Source organism: Amycolatopsis sp. WAC 01416 (assembly GCF_003947485.1).
Lineage (GTDB): Bacteria > Actinomycetota > Actinomycetes > Mycobacteriales > Pseudonocardiaceae > Amycolatopsis.
The window spans coordinates 373311-398611 of sequence record NZ_QHHX01000008.1; the positions used below are offsets into that span (position 1 = coordinate 373311).

A 25301-nucleotide genomic window follows, 5' to 3' on the forward strand; every position below is an offset into this window, starting at 1 on the left:
GACGAATTGTGGTTCCCGGAAGTCACGCCGACCGCTCCGACGAAGAGTCACCGATCCGCGGGAAAGGCGCGGTGGAGAAGATGATCTCCACCGCGACCTCGAAGAACTCCGCGATCCGCAACGCGAGGTAGAGGCTCGGGCTGTACTCGCCGCGTTCGAGGTAGCCGATGGTCTGGTAGTGCACGCCCAGCGCGTCGGCGAGCTCGCGGCGGGAGATGCCTCGTTCCGCGCGCAGCATCGCGATCCGGTTGTAAACAACCTCGCTCATGAACTAACCAATTCGCTGCATCGCCTTTTCCCGTCGTGCCGCCACCGAGGACCCGGACTCGCGCCGCGCCATGCGCCGCAGGACGACCGGGGCCAGTGTCAATCCGATCACGGCCCAGACGGCCAGTACGCCGAGGGTCTCCCATGGCCGCCAGGACTGCCCGATCTCGATGATCACCGTCGAGTCCGGCAGCAGCGCCGACCGCATGCCGAGGCCGAGCCAGTACATCGGGAACACCTGCCCCAGGCCCTGCAGCCATTCCGGCAGCGCGGTGATCGGGTAGAAGATCCCCGAGATCGCGCCGATTCCCAGTGTGGGCAGCATGATCAGGCCGATGCTGCGCGCGTTCGAGGTCAGCGAGCCGAAGATCGCGCCGATCGGCATGGTGGCGAGCAGGCCGAGCGCCAGTACCCACAGCAGGCCCAGCCACGACGTCAGCCCGCCGGGCGCGATGCCGTCGAACAGGAACAGGCTGGGGATCAGCACCAGCAGCATCCCGATGACGGTGCTCAACGACACGGTGACGACTTTGCCGACGAGGTAGCCGATCATGCCGTTCGGGGTGGCCTTGGCGCGCAGGAGCGTGCCGTCTTCGCGTTCGACGGCGAGGACACCCGCCATTCCGAGCATGCCGGTGAACACGATCGACGCGCCCAGCACGCTCGGCACGGTGGCGGCACCGAGCGAGAACTCCGTTCCCGGGAGCTTCGAGTCGCGCATGAAGAACATGACGACCACGAAGATCACCGGGAAGAGGAAGGTGTTGAAGAGGTCTTCCCTGTTGGTCATCATCTGGCGGCCTTCGAGCAGACCGCGCCGGACGCCCAGCCGGACACTGTGCTGAATCGTGTTCATCGCGCGCCCACCGCCTCGAGGGATTCGGCCTTGCGGACCAGGGTCATGTACGTGTCTTCGAGTGAGGCCCGCCGGACTTCCAGATCGCCGATTGCGTCCCCGTGTTGCTTGAACAGTTCGTGCACGTACTTCGTCGATTCGGTGGTGGAGTGCACGAACCGCTGGCCGTCCAGCGTCCAGCGCACCTCGGCCTCGCCGGCGATCTGCCTGCTCAGCGCGTCTGCCGAACCGTCGGCGACGATCCGGCCGTGGTTCAGGATCAGGATCCGGTCGGCCAGTTTCTCGGCCTCGTCGAGGTCGTGGGTGGTCAGCAGGATCGTCGTGTCGTCGTCATCGGTCAGCCGGTGGACGAGTTCGTGGAACTCGCGCCGGGCCTCCGGGTCCAGTCCGGCGGTCGGCTCGTCGAGGAACAGCAGTTCCGGGCGGCCGACGATGCCGATCGCGACGTCGAGGCGGCGCCGCTGCCCGCCCGAGAGCATCCGGACCCTCTTGTCCGCGTGTTCGGTCAGGCCGACCGCGGCGACCAGTTCGTCCGGATCCCACGGCCGCTTGATGCGGTCGGTGGAATACGGCGCGTAGTAGCCGCCGAGGTGCTCCAGCAGTTCCCGCACCCGCCACTTCGCGTGGTCGCGCCAGGCCTGGAGGACGACCCCCAGCCGCGCCCTCCAGTTCTCGTCCGCGTGTGCCGGGTCGCTGCCCAGCACGCTGACCTCGCCTTCCGAGCGCATCCGGAAGCCTTCGAGGATCTCGATCGTCGTGGTCTTGCCCGCCCCGTTCGGACCGAGCAGGCAGATCACCTCGCCACGGTGCGCGGTGAAGTCCACGCCGTGGAGGACATCGTTCGTCCCGTAGCGCATCCGGAGATCTTTGACGGAGATCATCACGTCCTGTGGATCTCTCATTGGTCACCCCCATCTCAGTGCTGCGATCGAATGTAGCACACCTACTACATATGATCTGAGACATACTCTCGTCCAGAACGGCCATCTACAGTGAGCGCATGTCCACGAGCGCACGTGTCCGAGCCGACGCGTGCCCTGGTGTTTTCGCCACGCACGACGCCGCGGACGGTCCGCTCGCCCGCGTCCGGCTGCCCGGAGGCGCGATCACGCGGGCCCGGCTCGGGGCGCTCGCGGACGCCGCCGACGACCTCGGCGACGGCGCCCTGCACCTGACCTCCCGCGGCAACGTCCAGCTGCGCGGCGTCACCCGGCCCGGTCTCGCCGGCAGACTTTCCGCGGCAGGGCTCCTGCCGTCGCCGTCGCACGAACGTGTCCGCAACATCCTCGCCTCGCCGGTGAGCGGCGTCGCCCAGGGACTCGCCGCCGCACTCGACAAGGCCCTGTGCGCCGTCCCCGAGCTGGCCGAACTCCCTGGCCGCTTCCTTTTCGCCCTCGACGGAGGCCAAGGTGACGTCGCCGGAGAAGGCGCCGACGTCTGCTGGCGCGACGGCGCGTTGCTGCTCGCCGGCGAAGACACCGGCCTGCGCGTCCCCGCCGAGCACGCCGTCGCAGCGCTGCTTTCGGTCGCCGGCGCGTTCCTCCGGACGAGAGGAACCGCTTGGCGGGTCAGCGAACTGCCCGACACGGGACCGCTGCTCAAGGGCGTACCAGGCGAAACCGGGGAGCCGCGGAAGTTCGCGGTGAATCCCGGCCTTCCCATCGGACCGATCGGCGAAGCGATCGTGGTCGCCCCCGTCTTCGGCAGGCTGACCTCGGCTCAGGCTCGGGCGATCGCGAAGGCCGGGGACGCCGTGGTCACCCCGTGGCGGTCGATCCTGGTCCGCGGCGCTCTCGAAGCGGGCACAGGGCTGGTCACCGATCCGGGCGCGCCGTCGCTCGGGGTCAGTGCCTGCATCGGACGACCGGGTTGCGCGAAGTCGCTCGCCGACGTCCGGGCCGACGCGGCGAGGGTCGGCAGGACGCCGAGGGTTCATTTCGCCGGCTGTGAACGGCGATGCGGGAAGCCCGCGCGCGAGCACGTCGACGTGCTCGCAACGGAGGACGGTTATCTGGTCGACGGGGCGTACGTCCCGGTCGGCGAGCTCACAGAGACCTTGGCGACGTTGGCGGAGAAGGACAGTGCCGAATTGAAGGGACAGCAGTGATCGACTACATCCGGGACGGGGCCGAGATCTACCGGCATTCGTTCGCCACCATCCGTGAGGAGGCGGATCTCGCGATCCTGCCCGACGGCCTCGCGGCGCTGGCCGTGCGGATGATCCACGCCTGCGGGATGGTCGACCTGGTCGACGACCTCCGCTACAGCCTGGACGTGGTGGAATCCGGCCGCGCCGCGCTCGAAGCGGGCGCGCCGATCCTGTGCGACGCGAACATGATCGCCTCCGGGGTGACCCGCAAACGTTTGCCTGCCGCCAACGAGGTGCTGTGCACACTGTCCGACCCGAAGGTGCCGGGGCTGGCGGAGCGGATGGGCACCACGCGGTCCGCGGCCGCGCTGGAGCTGTGGCGGGACAAGCTGCCCGGTTCCGTGGTGGCGATCGGCAACGCGCCCACCGCGTTGTTCCGGCTGCTGGAACTGCTCGACGAGGGGGTCGGTGCCCCGGCGGTGATCATCGGGGTCCCGGTGGGCTTCATCGGGGCCGCCGAGTCCAAAGTGGAGCTCGCGAAGCGGGCACCCGCGCCGTATCTGGTGGTGCACGGACGTCGCGGCGGCAGCGCGATGGCCGTGGCCGCGATCAACGCGATGGCGAGTGAGGTCGAATGAGCGGGCTCGGGAAACTGTGGGGTGTCGGGCTCGGTCCCGGTGACCCGGAACTGATGACGGTCAAGGCCGCGCGGCTGATCGGCGAGGCCGACGTCATCGCCTATCACAGCGCGCGGCACGGCCGGAGCATCGCGCGTTCGGTCGCCGAGCCGTATCTGCGGGACGGCCAGGTCGAGGAGAAGCTGGTCTATCCGGTCACCACCGAGACCACCGACCACCCCGGCGGCTACGAAGGCGCCATCGCCGACTTCTACGAGCTGAGCGCGAAACGGCTCGCCGAACACCTCGACGCCGGACGCGACGTCGTCGTGCTCTGCGAAGGCGACCCGTTCTTCTACGGCTCCTACATGTACATGCACGAGCGGCTCGCCGACCGCTACGAGGCGACCGTGGTGCCCGGCGTGACGTCGGTCAGCGCGGCGTCCTCGGTGCTCGGCCGTCCGTTGGTGCAGCGCGACGAGGTCCTCACCATCCTGCCCGGCACCCTGCCCGCGCCGGAACTCGCGCGGCGGCTGGCCGACACACAGGCGGCGGCGGTGCTGAAGCTCGGCCGCACATTCGGCAACGTCCGCGAGGCGCTGGCCGAAGCCGGGAAACTGGACGACGCCTTCTACATCGAACGGGCGACCTGGCAGGCGCAGCGCGTCGAGCCGTTCGCCGACGTCGACCCGGAGTCGGTGCCGTACTTCTCGCTGGCGTTGCTGCCCAGCCCCGCCTACGCCTCCCGGCTCGCCGACGAACCGGAAACGCCCCGGGAGCGGGAAACGCACACCGGAGGTGAAGTCGTGGTCGTCGGCCTCGGCCCGGCGGGCCCCGGCTGGCTGACCCCCGAAGCGACCGAGGAACTGGCCGCGGCGGAGCACATCGTCGGCTACGGCCCGTACGTCGCGCGGGTGCCGCAGCGCGCGGGCCAGCAGCGGCACGCGTCGGGCAACCGCGTCGAGGCCGAACGCGCCGTCGAAGCGCTGGAGCTGGCCGCGAACGGCGCCAAGGTCGCCGTCGTCTCGTCGGGTGATCCCGGCGTGTTCGCGATGGCGTCGGCGGTGCTGGAGCAGGTCGCCGCCGGGCACGGCAAGGGTTCGCGGGTGCGGATCGTGCCGGGGGTGACCGCCGCGCAGGCGGCCGCGTCCCGGGTCGGTGCGCCGCTTGGCCACGACTACTGCGTGCTTTCGCTGTCCGACCGGCTCAAGCCGTGGGAGATCGTCGAACGACGGCTCGACGCGGCGGGCGCGGCGGATCTGGTGCTCGCGTTGTACAACCCGGCGTCGCGCACGAGGACCACCCAGCTCGCGCAGGCCCGCGAAGTCCTGCTCCGGCACCGTGCGCCGGAGACCCCGGTCGTCGTCGCCCGTGACGTCGGCGGGCCCGAGGAGGACATCCGCGTGGTCACCCTCGGCACCTTGGAGCCGTCGGAAGTGGACATGCGCTGCCTGCTGATCGTGGGTTCGTCGAAGACCCGCGCCGAGAACGGCATCGTCTGGACGCCGCGCACCTACGAGTAACGGCCCAGGCCGGCGTTGCGTGCCTTGGGAGCAGATGTCGTGAAGGGACCCTTTGAGGCGATGAAGGTCTCAAAGGGGCCCTTCACGACATAGGAGCTCGACGCTAGCCGAGGGAGCCTGAAAGGTCTGAACGGGAGGCGTTCGCGCGCGCCGCGATGCGGGGAGTAACTCCCTCCGTAATAAACATATAGCGCATAGGGGGACTTGCCACAAGACCCCGGTCATGCTCCAGACTCACTCGCCGTAGCCGAAACCTGGCGAAATGGGAGTCTGTGTCAACTCAGGGTCATGAACAAGAGCTGCGGTCCGAACGCGAATACGTCGCCGGGCTCTACGCGCGCCTGGACGCCGAACGCGCGCGCGTGAAGGGGGAGTACCAGGCGGCGCTCGGGGGAACCGGCGGGACGGCCATGGAACGCGACGTCGAGGTGCGCGCGCTGGCCAGGGAGTCGCGCCGGCTGGACGTCGTGGACAACGGCCTTTGCTTCGGCAGGCTGGACAGCGCCGCGGGGGAGACCTCCCACATCGGCCGCATCGGTCTCTTCGACGAGGAAAACGACTACGAACCGGTGCTGCTCGACTGGCGGGCACCGGCGGCGCGCCCGTTCTACACCGCGACCGCCGCGACACCGGAGAAGATGCGCCGTCGCCGTCAGTTCCACACGCGCGGGCGTGAGGTGCTCGGGTTCACCGACGAGGTGTTCGGCCGTCCCGGCGGGGACGCGGAAGGCGACGCGGCGCTGCTCGCGGCGGTCAACGCGCCGCGGGGCGAGGGGATGCGCGACATCGTCGCGACGATCCAGGCCGAACAGGACGAGATCATCCGGCACGAACATCCCGGGGTCCTGGTGATCGAGGGCGGGCCGGGTACCGGGAAGACCGTGGTGGCGCTGCACCGCGTCGCGTACCTGCTCTACACGCAGCGCGAGCGGATGGAGCGCCACGGCGTGCTCGTGGTCGGGCCGAATCCGGCGTTCCTGCACCACATCGGCCGGGTGCTGCCTTCGCTGGGCGAGACCGACGTGGTGTTCATGACCACCGGCGATTTCGTGCCGGGCAAGCACGTCACCGCGGAGGACGGACCGGAGGCGACGCGGCTCAAGGGCTCGCTGAAGATGCTGGACGTCCTCAAGGCCGCGGTCGCCGACCGGCAGCGGCTGCCGGAGGAGCCGGTGCTGATCGACCTGGCCGACGTCACCGTCCGGATCGACGCCGAGACCGCGGAATGGGCGAGGGACGAGGCACGCAAGAGCGGCCTTCCGCACAACGAGGCGCGCGGGACGTTCACCGACATCGTCACCTACGTCCTGACCGAGCGGGCGATCGCGCGGATCGGCCGCGGCTGGCTCAGCCGCGACGACCGTGACGAATGGGAGCGGCTGCGGAAGGACCTGCTCAAAGAGCTGGCGGAGAGCGAGACGTTCACCACCGCCATCGAGGGACTCTGGCCGATCCTGACGCCCGAAAGCCTGCTGGGCTCGCTTCTGTCGTCCCCGGAACGGCTTGGCGCGGCCGGTGCCGACCAGGCGCTGCTGCGTGCGGACGGGGAAGCCTGGACGGTGTCGGACATGCCGCTGCTCGACGAACTCGTCGACCTACTCGGCCGCGACAAGCGGGCGGAACAGGTGGCAGAAAAGGCGCTCGCGCGGGAGAAGAAGGCCGAGGCCGAGTACGCCGAAGGTGTGCTCGACACGATGAAGCTGGACCGCGAGGAGATGGACGAGGACGTCATGCTGTCGGCGGAGAACCTGCTCTTCGCCGACGAACTCGCCGACCGGTTCGTCGAGCACGACACGCGTAGCCTCGTCGAACGCGCCTCCGCGGACCGGGACTGGACGTACCGGCACGTCGTCGTCGACGAGGCACAGGAACTGTCCGAAATGGACTGGCGGGTGCTGATGCGGCGCTGCCCCAACCGGTCGTTCACCGTCGTCGGCGATCTGGCGCAGCGCCGGTCCGAGGCAGGGGCGCGGTCGTGGGGCGCGATGCTGGAGCCGTACGTGCCGGGCCGCTGGGTCTACCGGTCGCTGACGGTGAACTACCGCACCCCGGCGGAGATCATGGCCGTCGCCGCCTCGGTGCTCGCCGAGTTCGCGCCGGACGTCCGGGCGCCGGAGTCGGTCCGGTCCAACGGGGTCCGGCCGTGGGCGCGGCAGGTCACCGAGGACTCGCTGGCGGGCGCCATCGAGGAGTTCGTCAAGGACGAAGCCGGTCGTGAAGGCACCAGCGTCGTGATCGGGCCGCCGGGCGTGCCGGGCACCGTGCCCGCCTCGGAGACGAAGGGACTCGAGTTCGACGCCGTCCTCGTCGTGGACCCGGCGCGGATCCTCGCCGACGGCCCGCGCGGTGCGGCTGAGCTCTACGTCGCCCTCACGCGCGCTACGCAGCGCCTCGGAGTCCTGCACGAGGGCCCGCTGCCGCCCGCGCTGAAGGGCCTGAACTCGTAACTCGCGTGATCAGAGACCGCACTCGCGTGATTGGAGGCGTAACTCACGAGTTACGTCTCCAATCACGTGAGTTACGGATTCAAACACGCGAGTGACGCCTAGCGTGTCGGGTCCTTGCCGTTCGGCTGCCGCGGCCCGGGACCCGGCGACCACCAGCCGGGGACGACCTTCTCGCCGTGGACGATCGTCGGCGCGATCCCCTCGGTGAACGGTTCGACCTGCAGCAGCTGTCCCCAAGACTGGCTCGGCTGGCCGATCAGGTAGCTGGGCACCTCGGGTTCGGCGGCGACTTCTTCGAGCCAGCCGATCGGGCCGCCGTTGGTGCTGGAGGCCCAGTTCGCCTCGTCGGCGACGGCGCCGGCGGTGATCCGGTATTCGGGCATCTTCGAGATGCCGTCGTGCGAGGTCACCGGCTGGACGCACGGGTACACGAACGACGCGGGCCAGTCGACGTACACCGGTTTGCCCGCGATCTTCTCGGTCAGCGTGGTGAACGTCGGCACGCGGGGCGCCGACGCGGCGATCCAGCCGTCCTCGGTGAGGTCGTTGTCGACGATGTTGATCCGCACGGACGTCGTCTCGGCGGGGAGGTCGCGCAGGTTGATCCGGGTGTCGTTCCAGCCGTTGGTCCCGGCGCCCGGCGGGAGCACGAACTGGCTGCGGACGACCTTCACACCTTCGCTGGTGTTCACGCCGTAGTCGAGGCTGACCGACGTCGGACGCCGCGCCGCGCCCGCGGTGGCGACCACGATCTGGCCGTCGGCGGGCTTTTCCGAGAGGGCGTACCAGTCGCTGCGCAACCGCCCGGCCCGCGTTTCGGGGTCGAGGAAACTGCTCCACATCGGCACTTCGTCGGGTTTGAAGCCGTGCGGCGGTTCGGCGAGCGGGTCCTTGTCGTCGATCGCGCGGGTGTGGAACCCGGTCTGCACGCGGCCGTTGTCCTGCTCCGGATCGGGCAACGGCGGCGGGGTCTGGCCGGCGGGCGGCTCCTCCTTCTTCACCGGCACCGTCCGCTGTTCGGGCTGGGCCCGCAGGATGCTGGTGGCGGCGTCCCGTTCCACCATCACGTGGTCGGAGAGGTTGCAGCTCTTGCCGGACAGATGCCCGAAGTTCGCGGCGCCGAGGCTGTAGGAACCGGCCTGGTTGTGGATCGCCCACGCCATGCTGACGAATTCGCCCGTGGCCATCAGACCGCAGACGACCACCAGCGAAAGCGACCCGAGCCGCAGCGAGCGGCTCCGCCCTTCCTGTGGCACGGCCTGTAGCCCCGGCCGATGCGCGCGGACGTTCTCCACGAACGCGTACACGCCGGAGATCCCGGCCGCGATGAGCAGGATCGTCGACAGCGGGATCCCGCCGATCGAGGGCGCGACCGCGGTCCACTGCACGCCGAGTTTCGAGACGAACCAGAACGAGTTCGGCCCGGTCGCGGCCAGCGCGCCGACCACCAGCAGCCCGGCGAGGAACGCCGCCCGGTTGCGCCTGGACCGCAGCACCGTCGAGCTGGTCGCCAGCGCGGTCAACGCCGCCATGGCCGCACCGACCGCGGCGAACGCGCCGAAGTGGTGCGTCCACTTGGTCGGGGTCAGCGCCAGCAGCAGGAAGAACAGCGCGACCGTGCCGATCAGTCGGCGACTGGGACCGAGCGCGGCACCGGGGATCCGGCCGCGGCGCAGCAGCACCACCAGACAGGTCCCGACGCACAGCAGCACCAGCAATACGGGGAACCGGCGCGACACGGAACCGTCCGGCAGGCTTTCGAAGAGCAGTTGGTACCGCGCGAGTTCCTGGAACCACGACAGGTTCGGGCCGACCTGGGTGCGGATCCGGGTCGCCTCCTGCACGGTGGCGAAGGTCTGGTCGGCGAACACCACGACCAGCACCAGCAGCCCCGCGGCCAGCACCGGCGCGAGCACCGGCAGCCAGCCGTTCTCGGCGCGCTGGCGGACCAGTTTGAACAGCGGGCGGGCGGCGACGAGGAACGGCGCGACCGCGATCAGCCCGGTCGGCGTCGCGGCCAGGGTGAACCCGGCCGCGGTGAGCCCGAGGGCGAGCGGCAGCAGACGGCGTGTCACCAGCGCGCGCTCCACGGCGCAGATCGCCAGCAGCGAGCCGAGCGCGGCGACCGGTTCCGGCCGGACGCCGTTGTTGTACGGCATCCACCAGACCAGGAAGACCGCGGCGGCGGCCCAGCCCGCAGCGCGGCTCGTCCGGACCTGGGTGCCAAGGCGCGGCATGACCTCGCGGCTGATCAGCAGCCAGCTCAGCACGCCGAGCAGGAACGACGGGAGCCGGATCCACGGCGGCACCGTGCTGACGTGCGCCATCAGCTGATACACGTGGTAGAACCAGCCGAACGGCGCCTCGGCGACGCCGAACCAGCGGTGATAGTTGGTGAGGTAGCCGGTCTCTTCGGCCACTCTCGACATCGTGAGGATGTAGCCGTCGTCGGAGGTCACCGGGCCGATGAAGACCCACGCGCCGAGCGCGACGATCACCGTCGCGTCGCGGGCGGTCAGCCGCCACCAGCCGATCGGTGCCCAGCGCGGCGCGCGGCGGGCGAACCCGGAGTCCATCCGCCACACCGCGATCAGGCAGCCGATGAACGACAGCGCCGCGATCAGGCCGACGATCCACTTCAGCAGTGTGGGCGAGGTCTGGTAGCGGGTGTCCGGGACGACCGAGACGTGCAGACCGGCGATCGGGTCCTTGCCCGCGTTGATCGACGAGTAGATCCCGACCAGCCGCGGCCGGACGTCACCCTCCGCGTGGAACACCACGGTCTTGGCGACGGACAGCGTCATCTGGTTCGCGTCCGCCGACAACTTGACGTCGCAGTTGGCCTCCGGCAGCGGCTGCTGCGCGATCTGCTGACCCTGGCTGGAGGCGAGCAGCACGCCGTTGTCGATACGCAGCTGGAGGCCGACGCCCTTGCCCGCGCGCGGGTCGGTGCGGCCGTCGGGCACGGTGGAGAACAGCAGTGCCTGTCCCTGCGAACGCGCGTCCAGCGACCGGACGGTCGTGCACGGCAGATCGACGCGCAGATCCTGCGCCCAGTACCCGGTCAAGGGCGCGTTGACGGAACGGGTGTCGCCGCCCGTTGGCCAGACGACCTCCGCTGTGTCCTGCACCACCGGCAGGAAGGGGAAAGCCAATGCGCACAAGGCGGACAGCAACCCCAGCGTGACAGCGATCAAACGCATCGGCGCAACGCTAACGGGTCTGGTCCGAACGGCTTACGCAGGGCTGCCCTTCTCCTGGGCGCCGATCCAGCCGACAGCGTCCTGAACTGTCGTTACGCTGGCCGTTTCGGGTCGCTGGGGCCGGCGGACGACGACCACCGGGAGGCCGAGCCCGCGGGCCGCGGTGAGCTTCGCGGCGGTCATCGCGCCGCCGCTGTCCTTGGTGACGAGGACCTCGACGCCGTGCCGTTCCATGAGCTCGCGTTCCCCGTCCACCGTGTACGGCCCGCGGTCCAGCAGGACTTCGTGACGGCGGGGGAGCGGTGCCTCGGGCGGGTCGACGCAGCGGATCAGGAACCAGAGATCGAGCTCGGCGAAGGCGGCGAGCCCTTGACGGCCGCTGGTGAGGAACACGCGTTCGCCGAGCGCCGGGAGCAGTCGCGCGGCGTGGTCGAGGTCGTCGGCCCAGTGCCAGCTGTCGTCGGGCCGTTCGGTCCAGCCGGGCCTGGCGAGCCTGAGCAGCGGTGTTCCCGTTTCCCTCGCCGCGAAGACCGCGTTGGCGCCGATGCGTTCGGCGAAGGGGTGCGTGGCGTCGATCACCGCGTCGATGTCGTTCTCGGTCAGCCAGCGCGCGAGACCTTCCGGGCCACCGAAGCCGCCGACGCGGACTTCGCCGTCGGGCAGTTTCGGTCGTGCGACGCGGCCTGCCAGCGACGAGACGACGTGCTCGCCACGCGTCACAAGCTCCTTCGCGAGGTCGCGTGCTTCGCCGGTCCCGCCCAGGATCAGCAGCTTCATCGCGCCACGGCCGCGCGCCACCGTTCCAGCGTGCGCAGGTTGGCGAGCGTTTCCGCCCAGGTGAGTTCGGGCGCCTGACGGTCTTCGAGGTGTGCGGCGACGTGGTCGGCCTCGCGAGCAAAGAGGCCTTGAGTCGCTTCGACCTCGATCACCTCGGGTTCGCCGCCTTCCGGCGTGAGGATGATCTGCGAGGTCATCGGCTTGCGCATTTCGTGGATCCACGCCGGTTTCGGCACGTACAGCTGTCCTTGTGAGCCGTACACGCGGATGTGGTCGTCTTGCGTCAGTTGGAAGCCGCATGCCAGCTGCGCGAGGATCCCGCCGGGCAGTCGCAGCAGTCCGAACGCGACCTCGTCGATGCCGTTCTCGTCGAGCCTGGCCATCCCGAGTACCTCGTCGGGCTCGACGACGTCCTGCCCGGTCGCGGCCTGCGAGACCAGCCGCGCGAGCGACGTGCAGTAACAGCCGACGTCGAAGATCCCGCCCCCGCCCAGCGCGGGATCGGTCAGCCGGGGAACCGCGAAGTTGTAGCTGAAGGCGACATCCACGGCGCGGACCTCGCCGATGGCGCCGCACGAGATCAGCTCGGCCAGCCGCCGGATCTGCGGATGCAGCCGGTACATGAACGCCTCCATGAGGAAGACGTCGTTGACGCGGGCCGCCTCGATGACCTTCTCGGCTTCGGCGACGGACACGGTCAGCGGTTTCTCGCACAGGATGTGCTTGCCCGCCTCGGCCGCGCGGATCGCCCACTCGCCGTGCAGCGGATGCGGCGTCGAGATGTAGACCGCGTCGACGTCCGGATCGGCGAGCAGGTCTTCGTAGGCGCCGTAGCATTTCGGGATCTCGAAGCGGCTCGCGAACTCGGCCGCCCGGTCACCGGACCGCGCGGCGACGGCCTCCAGCACGCCGTGCTTGCTCTCTTCGACGCCCGCCGCGAACTCGGCGGCGATGGTCCCGGCGGCCAGCAGGCCCCAGCGAACGTTCTTCACAGCGACTCCGGTTGGTTGGCGCGATCACGGGTGGCCGAATACAGGAAGCTGTCGGGAAACCCTTCGGCGGCAAGGACTTCCCCGACGAAGATCATCGCGGCGCGGCTGATCCCGGCCTCGCGGGACTGCGCGGCGATGGTGCCGAGCGTGCCGCGCAGCACCTGCTCACCGGGCTGGCTCGCCAGCGCGACCACCGCCGCCGGGCAGTTCTCTTGATAAAAGGGCAGCAATTCGTCGACTACTTGCTCGATGCGGTTGATCGCCAGATGCAACGCGAGCGTGGTGCCGGTGCGCGCGAAGTTCTCCAGCGTTTCACCCGGTGGCATGGCGGTGGACAGGGCCTGCGCCCGCGTGATGACCAGGCTCTGGCCGACTTCGGGCACGGTCAGTTCGCGCTTGAGCAGCGCGGCCGCGGCGGCGAACGCGGGCACACCCGGCGTGACGTCGTAGGGAACGCCGGCCGCGTCGAGCCGGCGCATCTGCTCGGCGACCGCGCTGTAGATCGACGGATCGCCCGAACAGAGCCGCGCGATCTCGTGGCCGGCCTCGTGGGCCTCGACCATGCGCTCGACGATCGCGGGCAGATCGAGGTTCGCGGTGTCGATGAGCACCGCCTCCGGAGAGCAGTACTCCAAGAGCGCCGTGGGCGTCATGCTGCCGGGGTACAGGCAGGTGTCGCAGCGCCCGAGCAGGTCACGGCCCCGGACGGTGATGAGGTCGGCCGCGCCGGGACCCGCGCCGATGAAGTGCACTGTCAAGGTTTGCTCCGATATGTCCACTGTGTGACGACCCGCGCCGGGGTCCAGCCGGTGAATCCGCCCAGCGGCGCGGCCTGTTCGACGGCGACGCGGATCAGCTCACCGCCGTGTTCGCCGTACGCGCGGGCCAGTGCCTGTTCGGATTCGAGGGTCACGCCGTGCGCGACGATCCTCGCGCCGGTCGCCAGGCAGGCGTCCAGCACACCGGGCACGGTCAGCCCGCCGCCGACGAAGATCGCGTGCGGCCTGGTCAGTCCTTCGAGTGCTTCCGGCGCGGGGCCGATCACCACGTCGAGTTCCGGGACCCCGAGCGCGTCCGCGTTCCGGGTGATCCGGGCGGCCCGCTCCGGGAGGCGCTCGATCGCGATCGCCCGGTTCAGCGGATGCGTCCGGGACCATTCGATCCCGACGCTGCCCGCGCCCGCGCCGACGTCCCACAGCAGTTCGCCGGGTGACGGCGCGAGCCTGGCCAGCGCGGACGCGCGAAGATCGCGTTTGGTGAGCTGCCCGTCGTGCTCGAAGGCGTCGTCCGGGAGACCGGTCAGCGGCAGCGCGGGCCCGTCGGCCTCGACGGCGAACACGGTCAACGAGCCGGGGCCGATCCGCTCGTCTGGGCCGCCGAGGTCGGACAGCGCGGTGACGCGGCTCTTGCCGTAACCGCGGGCCTTGAGCAGGTCGAGCAGGTCTTCGGCGTTCGCGCCGAGGACGAGGATCTTCCGGCCGGGCGCCAAGGCGCGGCTCACCCGGCCGATCGCGCGGCCGACGACGGTGACCACCTCGGTCTCCTCCGCGGACCAGCCGAGCCTCGCGCGGGCGAGCGTCACCGAGGACAACGCGGGCAGGATCTCGACGTCGTAGCCGCGCTGGACGAGCGTCGTGCCGATGCCGGACAGCAGGGGATCACCGCTGGCCAGCACGCAGACGCGGCCTTCTCGTCCGGCGAGGAACTCGTCCAGTCCGGGCAGGAGCGGACTGGGCCAGGGTTCGCTTTTCATCCCGGCGGGCAGGTACGCGAGCTGACGCGGAGCGCCGACGACCAGATCCGCGTTCACCACCGCTTCCCTGGCCTGCGAGGACAGACCGGGCCAGCCGTCGGCTCCGATCCCGACGACCGTCAGGGGTGATTTTTCGCGCACGTTCGTCACCGTAGATGACGGTTTTCCTATGCGATGATCGGCCGGAGGTCGTCGACGATGAGGGAGTGCTGTGAAGCCGTACCCGTTCACCGCCGTTGTGGGGATGCCGGATCTGCGCCTGGCGCTGGTGCTTTCCTCCATCTCGCCCGCCGTCGGCGGGGTGCTGGTGCGCGGGGAGAAGGGCACGGCGAAGTCGACGATGGTCCGCGCGCTGGCCGGTCTGCTGCCCGGCGTCGACGTCGTGGACGCGTGCCGGTTCTCCTGCGATCCCGTCGAGCCCGACCCCGCGTGTCCCGACGGCCCGCACGCCGAAGGTTCGCCCGCGCACCGCCGTCCCGCACGACTCGTGGAGTTGCCGGTCGGCGCGGCCGAGGACCGGGTGATCGGCTCGCTGAACTTGGAACGCGCGCTGGCCGACGGTGTCACCGATTTCCAGCCCGGCCTCCTCGCGGCCGCGCATCGTGGCCTGCTGTACGTGGACGAGGTCAACCTCCTGCACGACCACCTGGTCGACACGCTGCTCGACGCCGCCGCCATGGGCCGCGCGACCGTCGAGCGCGAGGGCGTTTCGGTCTCGCACGCGGCCAGGTTCGTCCTCATCGGCACGATGAACCCCGAGGAAGGCGAACTGCGGCCGCAGCTGCTGGACCGTTTCGGCCTCACCGTCGAGGTCGCGTCCAGCCGGGATCCCGAACTGCGGGTCGAGGTCGTCCGGCGGCGGCTCGCCTACGAGGCGGATCCCGACGGTTTCGCCGGCCAGTACGCCGCTGCCGACGCCGAACTCGCCGCGGACATCGAGGCGGCACAACGACTTCTGCCGTCGGTCAAACTGCCGGACGACGCGCTGCGGCAGATCGCCGAGGTCTGTGCGTCCTTCGAGGTCGACGGTATGCGCGCGGACATCGTGACCGCGCGGACGGCCGTCGCGCACGCCGCCTGGGCCGGCCGCACCGAGGTGACCACCGAGGTCGTCCGGGTCGCGGCCCGGCTCGCGCTGCCGCACCGCCGTCGCCGGAATCCCTTCGACGCGCCCGGGATCTCCGAGGAACAGCTGGAACAGGCGCTGCAGGACGCCGAGCCGGAAGGTCCGGGTCCCGACGACGACGGCCCCGGTTCCGGTGCACCGCCTGAGGGTGGCGAAACGTCGGGCCCGCCGCCGTCGGAAGGCGGCGAGGAGCCATCGGGCGGTGGCCGGAGCGGCGGTGAGCAGAAGCCGGTCGGCGCCGGGGAAGCCTTTCGTGCCAGGCGTTTCGAGGTGAAGGGCACCGGCGAGGGTGCCGCGGGCCGCCGGTCCCGCGCCATCACCACCAACGGGCGGACGATCGGCGTCCAGCCCGCCGGGACCAAGGACGGGCATCCGCATCTGCTCGCGACCGTACGCGCGGCCGCGCCGCATCAGCGGTCTCGCGGCCGCAGCGGCGCCGGACTCGTCGTACGGCCCCAGGACCTGCGGTTCGCGCGGCGGGAAGGGCGCGAGGGCAACCTGGTGCTGTTCTGCGTCGACGCGTCCGGCTCGATGGGCGCGCGCCAGCGGATGCGCGAGGTCAAGACCGCCGTGCTGTCCCTGCTGCTCGACGCCTACCAGCGACGCGACAAGGTGGGCCTGGTGACCTTCCGGGCCTCCGGTGCCGAACTCGCGCTTCCGCCGACGATCAGCGTCGACGCCGCGGCGTCCCGTTTGGACGGTCTCGCGACCGGCGGCCGGACCCCGCTGGCGGAGGGACTCCTTGAGGCGGCGCGGGTTCTGCGGATCGAAGCGGTCCGGGATCCGCTGCGGCGTCCGCTGCTCGTCGTCGTCACCGACGGCCGCGCGACCAGCGGCGCCGACGCCGTCCAGCGCGCGAAGCAGGCGGCCGGGCTGCTGGCCGGGAACGTGACCTCGGTCGTAATGGACTGCGAGAGCGGGAAGATGCGCCTCGGGCTCGCCGCGGAACTGGCGGAACACCTCGGCGCGGAACACGTCCCGGTCGCCGAAGTCGCCGCCGACACACTGGCGGGCGCCGTCCGCACGCGTATTTCCGGGAGGGCCGCGTAATGCCGCAGGGTAAACCGGAAACGGTGCCGAACGACGGGCTCACCACCCGGCAGCGCCGCAACCGCCCGCTGCTCGCCGTGCACACCGGCGAGATGAAGGGCAAGTCCACGGCCGCGTTCGGCATGGCGTTGCGCGCATGGAACCAGGGCTGGTCGATCGGCGTGTTCCAGTTCGTCAAGTCGGCGAAATGGCGCGTCGGCGAGGAAGCCGCGTTCCGCGCGCTCGGCAAACTGCACGACGACACCGGCCAGGGCGGCGCGGTCGAGTGGCACAAGATGGGCGAAGGCTGGAGCTGGGCGCGTAAATCCGGTTCCGAAGAGGACCACGCCGAGAACGCCCGTGAGGGCTGGGCCGAGATCAAACGCCGTCTCGCCGCCGAAACCCACGACTTCTACGTCCTCGACGAGTTCAGCTACCTGCTCAAATGGGGCTGGCTCGAAGTGGACGACGTCGTCTCGACGCTGACCGCGCGCCCCGGTCACCAGCATGTGGTGATCACCGGCCGGTACGCGCCGCCGGAGCTGATCGAAGCGGCGGACCTGGTGACCGAGATGACGAAGGTGAAGCATCCGATGGACGCCGGGCAAAAAGGCCAGCGAGGCATCGAATGGTGAACCGCGTGGTCATCGCCGCGCCCGGTTCCGGGCACGGCAAGACCACGATCGCCGCGGGGCTGATGGCGGCGTTGCGGGCGCGGGGACTGAAGGTGTCCGGGCACAAGGTCGGCCCCGACTTCATCGACCCGAGCTACCACGCCCTCGCCACCGGACGGCCGCCGCGCAACCTCGACCCGTTCCTCCAGGGTGAGGACCGGCTGATTCCCTTGCTACGGCACGGTTCCGCCGGTGCCGACATCGCGATCATCGAAGGCGTGATGGGCCTGTTCGACGGGGCGCTCGGCACCGAGGGATACGCGTCGACGGCGCATGTCGCGCGGCTGCTGGACGCGCCGGTGGTGCTCGTCGTCGACGCCTCGGCCGCTTCGCGCAGTGTCGCCGCGACCGTGCTCGGGTTCGCGCAGTACGACACGCGCGTCCGGCTCGCCGGCGTCATCCTCAACAAGCTGGGCTCGCAGCGGCACGCGGACGAGATCGTCACCGCACTGGAAGCGACCGGCGTCCCACTGCTGGGAACGTTGTACCGCAACGAAGAGATCCACGCGCCCAGCCGTCACCTCGGTCTGGTGCCCGCGGCGGAACGGGCGAGCGAGTCGGCGCGGCTGCTGCCGGAACTGGCCGCATGGATCAGCGAGGGAGTGGACCTCGGCGCGGTCGTGCAGGTGGCGCGCTCGGCTTCCCGCCTTTCCGGGGAGCCTTGGCGCCCGCCGCTTTCCCATGACGGGCGGCGTTCGGTCGTCGCCGCGGCGGCCGGTCCCGCGTTCACCTTCCGCTACACCGAGGCCGTCGAACTGCTTGCCGCCGCCGGCGTCGACGTCGTCGAGGTGGATCCGTTGCAGGACAAGGAACTCCCCGAAGGCTGCGCCGGGCTGTACTTCGGCGGCGGTTTTCCCGAGGTGCACGCCGAAGAGCTGTCGGCGAATGTCCCGTTGCGGACGGCGATCGCGCGAGCCGTCGGCGACGGAATGCCCGTCGTCGCGGAATGCGCGGGACTGTTGTATCTGTGCCAGGACATCGACGGCCTGCCGATGACCGGTGTCCTCGACGCGTCGGCGACCATGACCAAACGCGGGAAACTCGGCTACCGCAAGGCTTTCGCGCCTGCGGACAGCCTGCTGGCCGTGGCGGGGCAACGCGTCACCGGCCACGAATTCCACCGCACGATCGTCGAACCCGGCAGCGGGCCGACTCCGGCCTGGGGCTGGGACCGCACACCCGACGGCTTCGCGTCCGCGTCACTGCACGCGTCGTACCTGCACGTCCACTGGGCGGGCTACCCCGAACTCGCCGAACGGTTCGCCGCCGCGGTGCACGACCATGGCTGACTACGACCTCTGGCACCACGGCGATCGCGAGGTCGGTGAGGGGCTCGTCGATCTGGCGGTGAACGTCCGGCTCCCGGCGCCGCCCGCGTGGCTGCGCGCCGAACTGGCGGCGGCCCTCGACGACCTGGCCGCCTACCCGGACGTGACCGCTGCTGTGGTGGCCGTGGCGCGGCGACACGGTTTGCCGGAGTCGCAGGTGTTGGTGACCTCGGGCGCGGCCGAGGCCTTCACGTTGCTGGCCACGGCGTTGCGGCCCGCGCACGCCGTGGTCGTGCACCCGCAGTTCACCGAACCGGAAGCCGCTTTGCGCGCGGCCGGACATCGAGTGCACCGGGTCCTGTTGTCGCCCGACGACGGTTTCCGGCTGGGCGGCGTCCCGGACGAAGCGGACCTGGTCTTCGTCGGGAACCCCACGAACCCCACCTCGGTCCTGCATCCGGCCGCGGACCTGCTCGCCTTGCGGCGCACTGGTCGCCTGGTCGTCGTCGACGAGGCGTTCCTCGACGCCGTCCCCGGCGAGACCGAAAGCGTTGCGGGACAACCCGGTTTCGCCGTCCTCCGCAGCCTGACGAAGACCTGGGGCATCGCCGGACTGCGCGCCGGATACGTACTGGCGGACGAGTCTATTGTGGACAGACTGCGTGCGGTCCAGCCGCCGTGGTCGGTGTCGTCACTCGCCGCCGTCGCCGTGGAGGCGTGCTGCCGCCCGGCGGCGCTGGAGGAAGCCGAGAAGCTGGCGGTCGCGGCGGAATCGGACCGGGAGTACCTGGTCTCGGGTCTGACCGCCTTGGGCGTCGAAGTGCTGGGGGAGCCGCGGGGGCCTTTCGTGCTCGTCCGGCTCCCCGGCGCTGACGGTGTCCGGGAACGGCTGCGGGAGAAGGGCTTCGCCGTCCGGCGGGGGGACACCTTCCCAGGGCTGGACGCGCGGTACCTGCGGATCGCGGTGCGGGACAGGGAGACGGTGGACGCCTTTCTGGCGGCCCTCGCCGGTTCGACCGCGACGACACCGCACTCGCGTGCTTGAAGCCGTATCACGCGAGTTACGGCTCCAATCACGCGAGTTACGGCTCCAATCACGCGAGTGACGGCTCCAATCACGCGAGTTACGCTTTCGATCCTGTGGTGAACCCGGCCGAATCGCCACTCACGACCAGCTTGTCGCTCGAAGTGGTTGGATGAGCCGGTGAACTTCGTGATCGGCGTCTTTGATCTCTTCGCCTACACCATCCCCGGCGCGTTGTACGTCGCGTTATTCGGGTACCTCGGGGCGAAACTCCACATCCTGACCGCGGCGAGCATCGGCGGCGTGCCCACCGTGGTGCTGGTCGTGGTGATCGTGGTGCTGAGTTTCCTGTTGGGCTATTTGGCCTATCCGCTCGGTGAGGCGCTGGAGCGGATCGTGCCTCGGAGGCGGAGCAGGAACGCCGCCGAGGAGTTCCTCCGCCGGATGCCCGCGGCCAAGGATCGCGCGTTCCTGAAGGAGAACACGCATCTTCTGCTGTGCGCGCTGCAACTGCACGACAAGGAGGTCGCGGTCGACGTCACGCGGCTGCGCGCGTCCGGGCTCATGGTGCGTAACTGCGCGCCGCCGTTGCTGTTCGGAGCGGTCGCCGCGATCGTCGAGATCTTCGCCGGGAAGCATCCGTTCATCGCCGGCGGGCTCGCGGCGCTGTTCCTGTTCGCGTCGCTCACGTTGGTTTCGCAGGGCCGGAAGCTCGGCCTCTGGGCCGGGATGAAGACCCTCGAGCTGTGCTTCTGGTTGCCGGAAATCGACGAGAAACTGGCGGCTCCTCAGAAGGACACGGCCAGTCAGAAGGACACAGCCAGCAAGACCCCCGCGACGGCGACCTCGACGCAACCGCCGAGCACGTCCCCGGTGACCCCGCCCAGCCGCTGAACGCATCGCGCCAGCAGCGCCGACGCGGCCAGATATCCCAGCGTCACCGCGATCAGCCCTTGCCACCACGGAAGTACCAGCGCCGCCGCGCCCGCGAGGACGGCGAACACGACCGCGGCCGTCCACGCCGGCACCGAACCGGCGACGGTCGCGCCGAGCCCTTCCGGCCGGGCCGAGGGGACGCCGCGCGCGCAGCACAGCGACAGCACCCCGCGTCCGGCGACGACCGCGATCGCGACCGCTGCGACCCCGTGTCCGGCCGAGATCGCCCCGGCCAGCGCGCCGACCTGCACGAGCAGCGTCAGCACCAGGGTCGCGATCCCGGTCGGCCCGGAGTCCCCGCGTCGCATGACCTCCAGCGCGCGTGCGCGGTCGTACGAAGCGCCGAGCCCGTCGGCCGTGTCGGCGAGCCCGTCCAGATGGAGGCCGCGGCTGCCCAGCGCCACCGCACCCACCGCGAGCGCCGCCGACGCGAAAGCGGGCAGGCCGATCAGTTCACCCGAGAAGACGATCACCGAAGCGACGGCGGCGAGCGGCAGGACGGCCAGCGGGCCGAGCACCATCGCGCCGCCCGCCACCCGCCGGTCGATCAGGCCCGGTGCCGGCACCCGGACCGTGGTCAGGGTGCCGACGGCCATCTTCAGCGCGTCGGCGATCAAGCCAGATCCGCCAGCAGACCCATGTCCGCGAGGATCGCTCGCGCCGCCCTCAGCGTCGGCACCGCTTGCACGGCGCCGCTGCCCTCGCCGAGCCGCAGCCCGAGGTCGAGGATCGGCTCCAGCCCGAGTGCCTTCAACGCGAACGCCTGCGACGGCTCGGTCGACCGGTGCCCGGCCAGCCACCACTGTTCGGCACCCGGCGCGATCTCGCGGGCGACGAGCGCCGCGGCCCCGGAGAACACGCCGTCGAGCAGCACCGGCACCCCGCGAACCGCCGCCTGCACGAGAAAGCCCGCCGTCGCGGCGAGACAGGCGCTGCCGAGTGACGTCAGCACCGCGAAGGGGTCCTTCACCGCACCGGACCTGACCAACGCGGCCTCGACGACCGCGAGCTTCCGTGCCCGCGTGTCCTCGTCGATCCCGGTGCCCGTCCCGACGACGTCCTCCGGGAGAAGGCCGAGCAGCGAGGCGACCACGGCCGCGCAGATCGTCGTGTTGCCGATCCCCATGTCGCCGGGGACGAGCAGATCCGCGCCGCCGTCGATCTCCTCGTCGGCGATCGCCAGCCCGTGCTCGAACGCCGTGCGCGCCTCGCCCTCGGCGAGCGCGTCCTCGACGTCGATCGAACCGGAACCCCGGCGGACCTTGTGCGCGGTGACCCCGGCGGGCACGTCCGCGCCGTCCCAGTCCACCGCGATGTCGCACACTCGCACCGTCGCTCCGGCGAGCTTGGCCAGCACACCGACGCCGCTCTTCCCGGCAAGGAACACCCGCACCATCGCGGCGGTGACCTCGCGCGGATACGCCGACATCCCGGAAACTCCGTGGTCCCCGGCGAAGACGACCACGCGGACGTCGTCGAGCGGCCTCGGCGGGACGACGCCGTGCGCCGCGCTGAGCCACGCGGCCAGGTCTTCGAGCCGCCCGAGTGAACCCAGCGGCTTGACCAGGCCGTCCAGTCTGGCGCGCGCGGCGGCTTCGGCGGCGGCGTCCGGGATGGCGATACGCATGGGCAGGCTCCTCACGGCAGGTCGAGCATCCGTCCGGCGACGACCAGCACGGTCCGGTCGGACCCGGCGGACACCCGGTTGTTCAGCGCGCCCAGCACATCACGGAACACCCGTCCGGACACCGTCGCGGGCACCACACCGCTGCCGACCTCGTTGCTGACCGCGATCACCGGCACGCCGGCCTGCGCCCACGCCGCCAGGAAGTCCTCCAACCGGTCGTCGAGCCGCCGTTCCCAGCCGTCGCGCTGCTCCCAGGCGCCGACCTCGTCGAGCACCCGGCTGATCCAGGTGCCGAGGCAGTCGATGAGCAGCGGATGCGTCGCCGTCCGCAGCACCGTTGCCAGGTCGGTGGTCTCCACTGTCTTCCAGTTGGCCGGTCGCCGCGCCCGGTGGGCGGCCACGCGAGCGGCCCATTCGGGGTCGGCGGCACTCGGCGGCAGGCCGGGCGCGATGTAGGTCAGGTGCGGGTGGCGGGACGCGAGCCGCTCGGCGTGGTGTGACTTCCCAGAGCGGACGCCGCCCAGTATCAGCACCTTGCCGTCGTCGCGCGAATAGCGGCGAAGTGCCCGCGCGAGAGTCTCCAGGACCCTCGCGAGGCGATGCGTCAGCTTGGTCATACCCCGCATTCTCGTGCACGCGCTACCGTTCGCCACGTGCCACTCCGACAAGCCGCCACCGCAGCCGGACTCGTTACCGGTTACGTCGCCGACGCCGTGTTCGGAGATCCACGCCGGAGGCATCCGGTCGCCGGCTTCGGCCGCGCCGCGCAAGCCCTCGAACAGCGGGTTTACGCCGATTCGAAGACGCGGGGCGCGGCGTACACCGCGATCTGCGCGGGCAGTGTCACCGGATTGGGGGTCGCGGCCCAGTTCTGGACCCGGAAGCGTCCGTTCGCCCGGTTCGCGCTCACCGCGGCGTCCACCTGGGTGGTTCTGGGCGGCAAGGGGCTCGCGGCCGAGGGGACGCGCATGGCTCGACTGCTCGACGACGGCGATCTGCCCGGCGCGCGGCAGCGGCTCTCGCATCTGTGCGCCCGCGACGCCACCGGCCTCGACACCGAACAGCTCGCGCGCGCGACCACCGAGTCCATCGCCGAGAACACCTCGGACGCCGTCGTCGCGCCGCTGCTGTGGGGCGCGGTCGCCGGGATCCCCGGCCTGCTGGGCTATCGCGCGCTCAACACGCTCGACGCGATGGTCGGCTATCGCTCGCCGAAGTACGCGAACTTCGGCTGGGCGTCGGCGAGGACGGACGACCTGGTCAACCTGGTCCCGTCCCGCGTCGGCGCGGCACTCACCGTGGCGTCCGCGCCGCTGGCCGGCGGCTTCGCCAAACCCGCGTTCCGCGTCTGGCGCCGCGACGGGAAGCACCATCCGAGCCCCAACGCGGGCCAGGTCGAGGCCGCTTTCGCCGGCGCGCTCGGGATCAGGCTGGGCGGGACGAACAGTTACGGCGGCCGTGCCGAACGTCGTGGCGTCCTCGGCGACGGCCGCGAGCCGGAACCGGTGGACGTGCGGCGCGCGGTCCGGCTGTCGCGGGCGGTCGGCCTGGCGGCGCTCGCCGTCGCGGTGGCGGTCACGCGATGACCGGCCTGCTCATCGCGGGAACGACGTCGGACGCGGGAAAGAGCCTGGTCACCGCCGCGTTGTGCCGCTGGCTCGCGCGCCAGGGCGTGCGGGTCGCGCCGTTCAAGTCGCAGAACATGTCGAACAACTCGATGGTGTGCGCGGACGGCGCCGAGATCGGCCGCGCGCAATGGCTGCAGGCGCGGGCGGCCCGCGTCGAACCCGAAGCCGCGATGAACCCGGTGCTGCTGAAACCCGGGAGCGATCGCCGCAGCCACGTCGTCGCGCTCGGGAAACCGTTCGGCACGCTGGAAGCGGGGGAGTACGCGACCGGCCGGGCCGGTCTCGCCGAGATCGCCTTCGACACCTTCGCTTCACTGCGAAAGCGCTTCGACGTCGTGCTGTGCGAAGGCGCGGGCAGCCCGGCCGAGATCAACCTTCGCGAAGGCGACTACGTCAACATGGGGCTGGCACGGCGCTTCGGCCTGCCCGTGGTCGTCGTCGGCGACATCGACCGTGGCGGTGTCATGGCCGCGATGTTCGGCACCCTCGCCTTGCTGTCCGCCGAAGACCAGGCGCTGGTTTCCGGCTGGCTGGTCAACAAGTTCCGCGGTGACGTCGGCCTGCTGCGGCCGGGGTTGGAGACGCTGGAGAAGCTCACCGGCCGCGAGGTCTTCGGTGTGCTGCCCTGGCTCGACCAGGTGTGGATCGACTCGGAGGACGCGCTGGCCGCCGCGGGCTGGGGCGCCTCGGGCGGGTCTCTCCGGATCGCCGTCGTGCGGTTTCCGCGTGCCTCCAACGCGACCGACGTCGACGCGCTCGCCGCCGAGCCCGGGGTTTCGGTCGCGCTGACGGCCGACCCGGACACGGTCCGTTCCGCCGACGTGGTGATCCTGCCGGGTTCCCGCGCGACCGTGGACGATCTGGCGTGGCTGCGTGCGCGCGGCCTGGCGGACGCCGTCCGCGCCCGGGGCGCGGCGGGGCGTCCTGTGCTGGGCATCTGCGGCGGCTACCAGATGCTGGCCGCCGAGATCGAGGACGACGTCGAGTCCGGCGCCGGAACGGTCCCCGGTCTCGGCCTGCTGCCGACGCGCGTCTCGTTCGGCACCGACAAGGTGCTGGCCCGGCCCTCGGGCTCATGGCGTGGGCAACCCGTGGAGGCGTACGAAATCCACCACGGCAAGGTGACCGCCACCGGTCCCGCCGAGTCCTTTTTGGACGGATACCGGCAGGGCGCGGTGTGGGGCACGATGTGGCACGGCGCCTTCGAGAACGACGGTTTCCGCCGCGCCTGGCTGGGCGAGGTGGCGGATTGGTCACCGGTCGACGGCGCGCCCGGCTTCGGCCTGCTCCGGGAGCGCATGCTGGACCGGCTCGCCGACGCCGTCGAAGACCACGTCGACACCGAGGCGTTGCTGAGGCTGATGGAGGACGGTCCCGGCCGCGACCTACCGTTCGTGCCGCCTGGGGTCTCGTGAGTTTCCCCGGTCGTGGGTATGTCGTGAAGGGCCCCTTTGAGACGTTGAAG

22 protein-coding genes are annotated in these 25301 nt (G+C 70.7%); 11 read left to right on the plus strand and 11 right to left on the minus strand.

What is annotated here, in order from left to right; genetic code table 11:
- Positions 1–22: 22 nt before the first annotated feature.
- Genes DL990_RS28040 through DL990_RS28050 form a run of 3 tightly spaced genes read right to left on the minus strand, consistent with a single transcriptional unit; the run spans position 23 to position 2025 of the window.
- A complete protein-coding gene (locus DL990_RS28040) occupies positions 23–268 on the minus strand; it encodes a helix-turn-helix transcriptional regulator (RefSeq protein ID WP_005162705.1) in 246 nt (81 codons plus the stop codon).
- Positions 269–271: 3 nt separating this feature from the next.
- A complete protein-coding gene (locus tag DL990_RS28045; protein ID WP_125785716.1) occupies positions 272–1123 on the minus strand; it encodes an ABC transporter permease in 852 nt (283 codons plus the stop codon).
- Positions 1120–2025 carry an ABC transporter ATP-binding protein gene (locus DL990_RS28050; RefSeq protein WP_125800422.1) on the minus strand — a complete coding sequence of 302 codons (906 nt, stop codon included), beginning with the start codon at positions 2023–2025 and terminating at the stop codon, positions 1120–1122. Before DL990_RS28050 ends, DL990_RS28045 begins: the two co-directional genes overlap by 4 nt.
- A 98-nt stretch (positions 2026–2123) precedes the next feature.
- Between DL990_RS28050 and DL990_RS28055 the strand changes: the two genes are divergently transcribed.
- From DL990_RS28055 to helR, 4 genes are all read left to right on the plus strand, one after another.
- Positions 2124–3230 (plus strand): precorrin-3B synthase, encoded by a 1107-nt coding sequence (locus DL990_RS28055; RefSeq protein WP_125800423.1) that lies wholly within the window; start codon positions 2124–2126, stop codon positions 3228–3230.
- A complete protein-coding gene (locus tag DL990_RS28060; RefSeq protein WP_125800424.1) occupies positions 3227–3850 on the plus strand; it encodes a precorrin-8X methylmutase in 624 nt (207 codons plus the stop codon). Before DL990_RS28055 ends, DL990_RS28060 begins: the two co-directional genes overlap by 4 nt.
- Positions 3847–5352 carry a precorrin-2 C(20)-methyltransferase gene (locus DL990_RS28065; protein ID WP_125785720.1) on the plus strand — a complete coding sequence of 502 codons (1506 nt, stop codon included), beginning with the start codon at positions 3847–3849 and terminating at the stop codon, positions 5350–5352. Before DL990_RS28060 ends, DL990_RS28065 begins: the two co-directional genes overlap by 4 nt.
- A 272-nt stretch (positions 5353–5624) precedes the next feature.
- Entirely contained in the window at positions 5625–7799 is a 2175-nt protein-coding gene (gene helR / locus DL990_RS28070) for an RNA polymerase recycling motor ATPase HelR (protein ID WP_199746628.1), read from the plus strand.
- Between the two features lie 98 nt (positions 7800–7897).
- On the opposite strand, the gene DL990_RS28075 is transcribed toward helR, so the two are convergent.
- Genes DL990_RS28075 through cbiE form a run of 5 tightly spaced genes read right to left on the minus strand, consistent with a single transcriptional unit; the run spans position 7898 to position 14674 of the window.
- Complete coding sequence (locus DL990_RS28075) at positions 7898–11002, minus strand: arabinosyltransferase domain-containing protein (protein ID WP_125800425.1); 3105 nt, start codon at positions 11000–11002, stop codon at positions 7898–7900.
- A 33-nt stretch (positions 11003–11035) separates the two neighbouring features.
- Complete coding sequence (locus tag DL990_RS28080; protein WP_199746645.1) at positions 11036–11779, minus strand: cobalt-precorrin-6A reductase; 744 nt, start codon at positions 11777–11779, stop codon at positions 11036–11038.
- A complete protein-coding gene (locus DL990_RS28085) occupies positions 11776–12771 on the minus strand; it encodes a Gfo/Idh/MocA family protein (RefSeq protein WP_125800427.1) in 996 nt (331 codons plus the stop codon). The genes DL990_RS28080 and DL990_RS28085 overlap by 4 nt, the downstream gene beginning before the upstream one ends.
- Positions 12768–13529, minus strand: a complete 762-nt coding sequence (gene cobM / locus DL990_RS28090; RefSeq protein ID WP_125800428.1) for a precorrin-4 C(11)-methyltransferase — start codon at positions 13527–13529, stop codon at positions 12768–12770. The genes DL990_RS28085 and cobM overlap by 4 nt, the downstream gene beginning before the upstream one ends.
- Positions 13526–14674 (minus strand): precorrin-6y C5,15-methyltransferase (decarboxylating) subunit CbiE, encoded by a 1149-nt coding sequence (gene cbiE, locus DL990_RS28095; protein ID WP_125800429.1) that lies wholly within the window; start codon positions 14672–14674, stop codon positions 13526–13528. Before cbiE ends, cobM begins: the two co-directional genes overlap by 4 nt.
- A gap of 61 nt (positions 14675–14735) precedes the next feature.
- Between cbiE and DL990_RS28100 the strand changes: the two genes are divergently transcribed.
- The 5 genes from DL990_RS28100 to DL990_RS28120 all read left to right on the plus strand — a co-directional run bounded on the left by DL990_RS28100 (position 14736) and on the right by DL990_RS28120 (position 20539).
- Positions 14736–16700, plus strand: a complete 1965-nt coding sequence (locus DL990_RS28100) for a putative cobaltochelatase (RefSeq protein ID WP_125800430.1) — start codon at positions 14736–14738, stop codon at positions 16698–16700.
- Positions 16700–17314, plus strand: a complete 615-nt coding sequence (gene cobO / locus DL990_RS28105; RefSeq protein ID WP_125681135.1) for a cob(I)yrinic acid a,c-diamide adenosyltransferase — start codon at positions 16700–16702, stop codon at positions 17312–17314. Before DL990_RS28100 ends, cobO begins: the two co-directional genes overlap by 1 nt.
- Positions 17308–18642 carry a cobyrinate a,c-diamide synthase gene (locus DL990_RS28110; protein ID WP_125785726.1) on the plus strand — a complete coding sequence of 445 codons (1335 nt, stop codon included), beginning with the start codon at positions 17308–17310 and terminating at the stop codon, positions 18640–18642. Before cobO ends, DL990_RS28110 begins: the two co-directional genes overlap by 7 nt.
- Positions 18635–19666, plus strand: a complete 1032-nt coding sequence (gene cobC, locus DL990_RS28115; protein ID WP_125800431.1) for an Rv2231c family pyridoxal phosphate-dependent protein CobC — start codon at positions 18635–18637, stop codon at positions 19664–19666. Before DL990_RS28110 ends, cobC begins: the two co-directional genes overlap by 8 nt.
- A gap of 159 nt (positions 19667–19825) precedes the next feature.
- Positions 19826–20539, plus strand: a complete 714-nt coding sequence (locus DL990_RS28120) for a hypothetical protein (RefSeq protein ID WP_233620595.1) — start codon at positions 19826–19828, stop codon at positions 20537–20539.
- Here DL990_RS28120 and DL990_RS28125 read toward each other — a convergent pair.
- From DL990_RS28125 to DL990_RS28135, 3 genes are read right to left on the minus strand one after another with little or no spacing between them, the layout of a single operon-like run.
- Complete coding sequence (locus DL990_RS28125; RefSeq protein ID WP_125800432.1) at positions 20452–21198, minus strand: adenosylcobinamide-GDP ribazoletransferase; 747 nt, start codon at positions 21196–21198, stop codon at positions 20452–20454. The two genes, DL990_RS28120 and DL990_RS28125, sit on opposite strands and share 88 nt — an antisense overlap.
- The gene (cobT, locus tag DL990_RS28130; protein ID WP_125800433.1) at positions 21195–22208 is read right to left on the minus strand and encodes a nicotinate-nucleotide--dimethylbenzimidazole phosphoribosyltransferase; all 1014 of its coding nucleotides are present in this window, start codon (positions 22206–22208) and stop codon (positions 21195–21197) included. Before cobT ends, DL990_RS28125 begins: the two co-directional genes overlap by 4 nt.
- Positions 22209–22219: 11 nt before the next feature.
- On the minus strand, positions 22220–22825 hold the full coding sequence (locus DL990_RS28135) for a bifunctional adenosylcobinamide kinase/adenosylcobinamide-phosphate guanylyltransferase (RefSeq protein WP_125785730.1): 606 nt from the start codon (positions 22823–22825) through the stop codon (positions 22220–22222).
- A 36-nt stretch (positions 22826–22861) separates the two neighbouring features.
- Between DL990_RS28135 and DL990_RS28140 the strand changes: the two genes are divergently transcribed.
- Positions 22862–23794 carry a cobalamin biosynthesis protein gene (locus DL990_RS28140; protein WP_125785731.1) on the plus strand — a complete coding sequence of 311 codons (933 nt, stop codon included), beginning with the start codon at positions 22862–22864 and terminating at the stop codon, positions 23792–23794.
- Positions 23791–25251 carry a cobyric acid synthase gene (locus DL990_RS28145; protein WP_125800434.1) on the plus strand — a complete coding sequence of 487 codons (1461 nt, stop codon included), beginning with the start codon at positions 23791–23793 and terminating at the stop codon, positions 25249–25251. The genes DL990_RS28140 and DL990_RS28145 overlap by 4 nt, the downstream gene beginning before the upstream one ends.
- Positions 25252–25301: the final 50 nt, after the last annotated feature.

Bases quoted from the DNA above. Each gene is read 5' to 3' on its own strand.
- DL990_RS28110 (WP_125785726.1), top strand. From the start codon at position 17,308: ATGGTGAACCGCGTGGTCATCGCCGCGCCCGGTTCCGGGCACGGCAAG.
- DL990_RS28050 (WP_125800422.1), bottom strand. From the start codon at position 2,025: ATGAGAGATCCACAGGACGTGATGATCTCCGTCAAAGATCTCCGGATG.
- DL990_RS28075 (WP_125800425.1), bottom strand. From the start codon at position 11,002: ATGCGTTTGATCGCTGTCACGCTGGGGTTGCTGTCCGCCTTGTGCGCA.
- cobT (WP_125800433.1), bottom strand. From the start codon at position 22,208: ATGCGTATCGCCATCCCGGACGCCGCCGCCGAAGCCGCCGCGCGCGCC.
- cobO (WP_125681135.1), top strand. From the start codon at position 16,700: ATGCCGCAGGGTAAACCGGAAACGGTGCCGAACGACGGGCTCACCACC.
- DL990_RS28135 (WP_125785730.1), bottom strand. From the start codon at position 22,825: ATGACCAAGCTGACGCATCGCCTCGCGAGGGTCCTGGAGACTCTCGCG.
- cobC (WP_125800431.1), top strand. From the start codon at position 18,635: ATGGCTGACTACGACCTCTGGCACCACGGCGATCGCGAGGTCGGTGAG.
- DL990_RS28040 (WP_005162705.1), bottom strand. From the start codon at position 268: ATGAGCGAGGTTGTTTACAACCGGATCGCGATGCTGCGCGCGGAACGA.
- DL990_RS28080 (WP_199746645.1), bottom strand. From the start codon at position 11,779: ATGAAGCTGCTGATCCTGGGCGGGACCGGCGAAGCACGCGACCTCGCG.
- DL990_RS28055 (WP_125800423.1), top strand. From the start codon at position 2,124: ATGTCCACGAGCGCACGTGTCCGAGCCGACGCGTGCCCTGGTGTTTTC.
- DL990_RS28065 (WP_125785720.1), top strand. From the start codon at position 3,847: ATGAGCGGGCTCGGGAAACTGTGGGGTGTCGGGCTCGGTCCCGGTGAC.
- DL990_RS28145 (WP_125800434.1), top strand. From the start codon at position 23,791: ATGACCGGCCTGCTCATCGCGGGAACGACGTCGGACGCGGGAAAGAGC.
- DL990_RS28045 (WP_125785716.1), bottom strand. From the start codon at position 1,123: ATGAACACGATTCAGCACAGTGTCCGGCTGGGCGTCCGGCGCGGTCTG.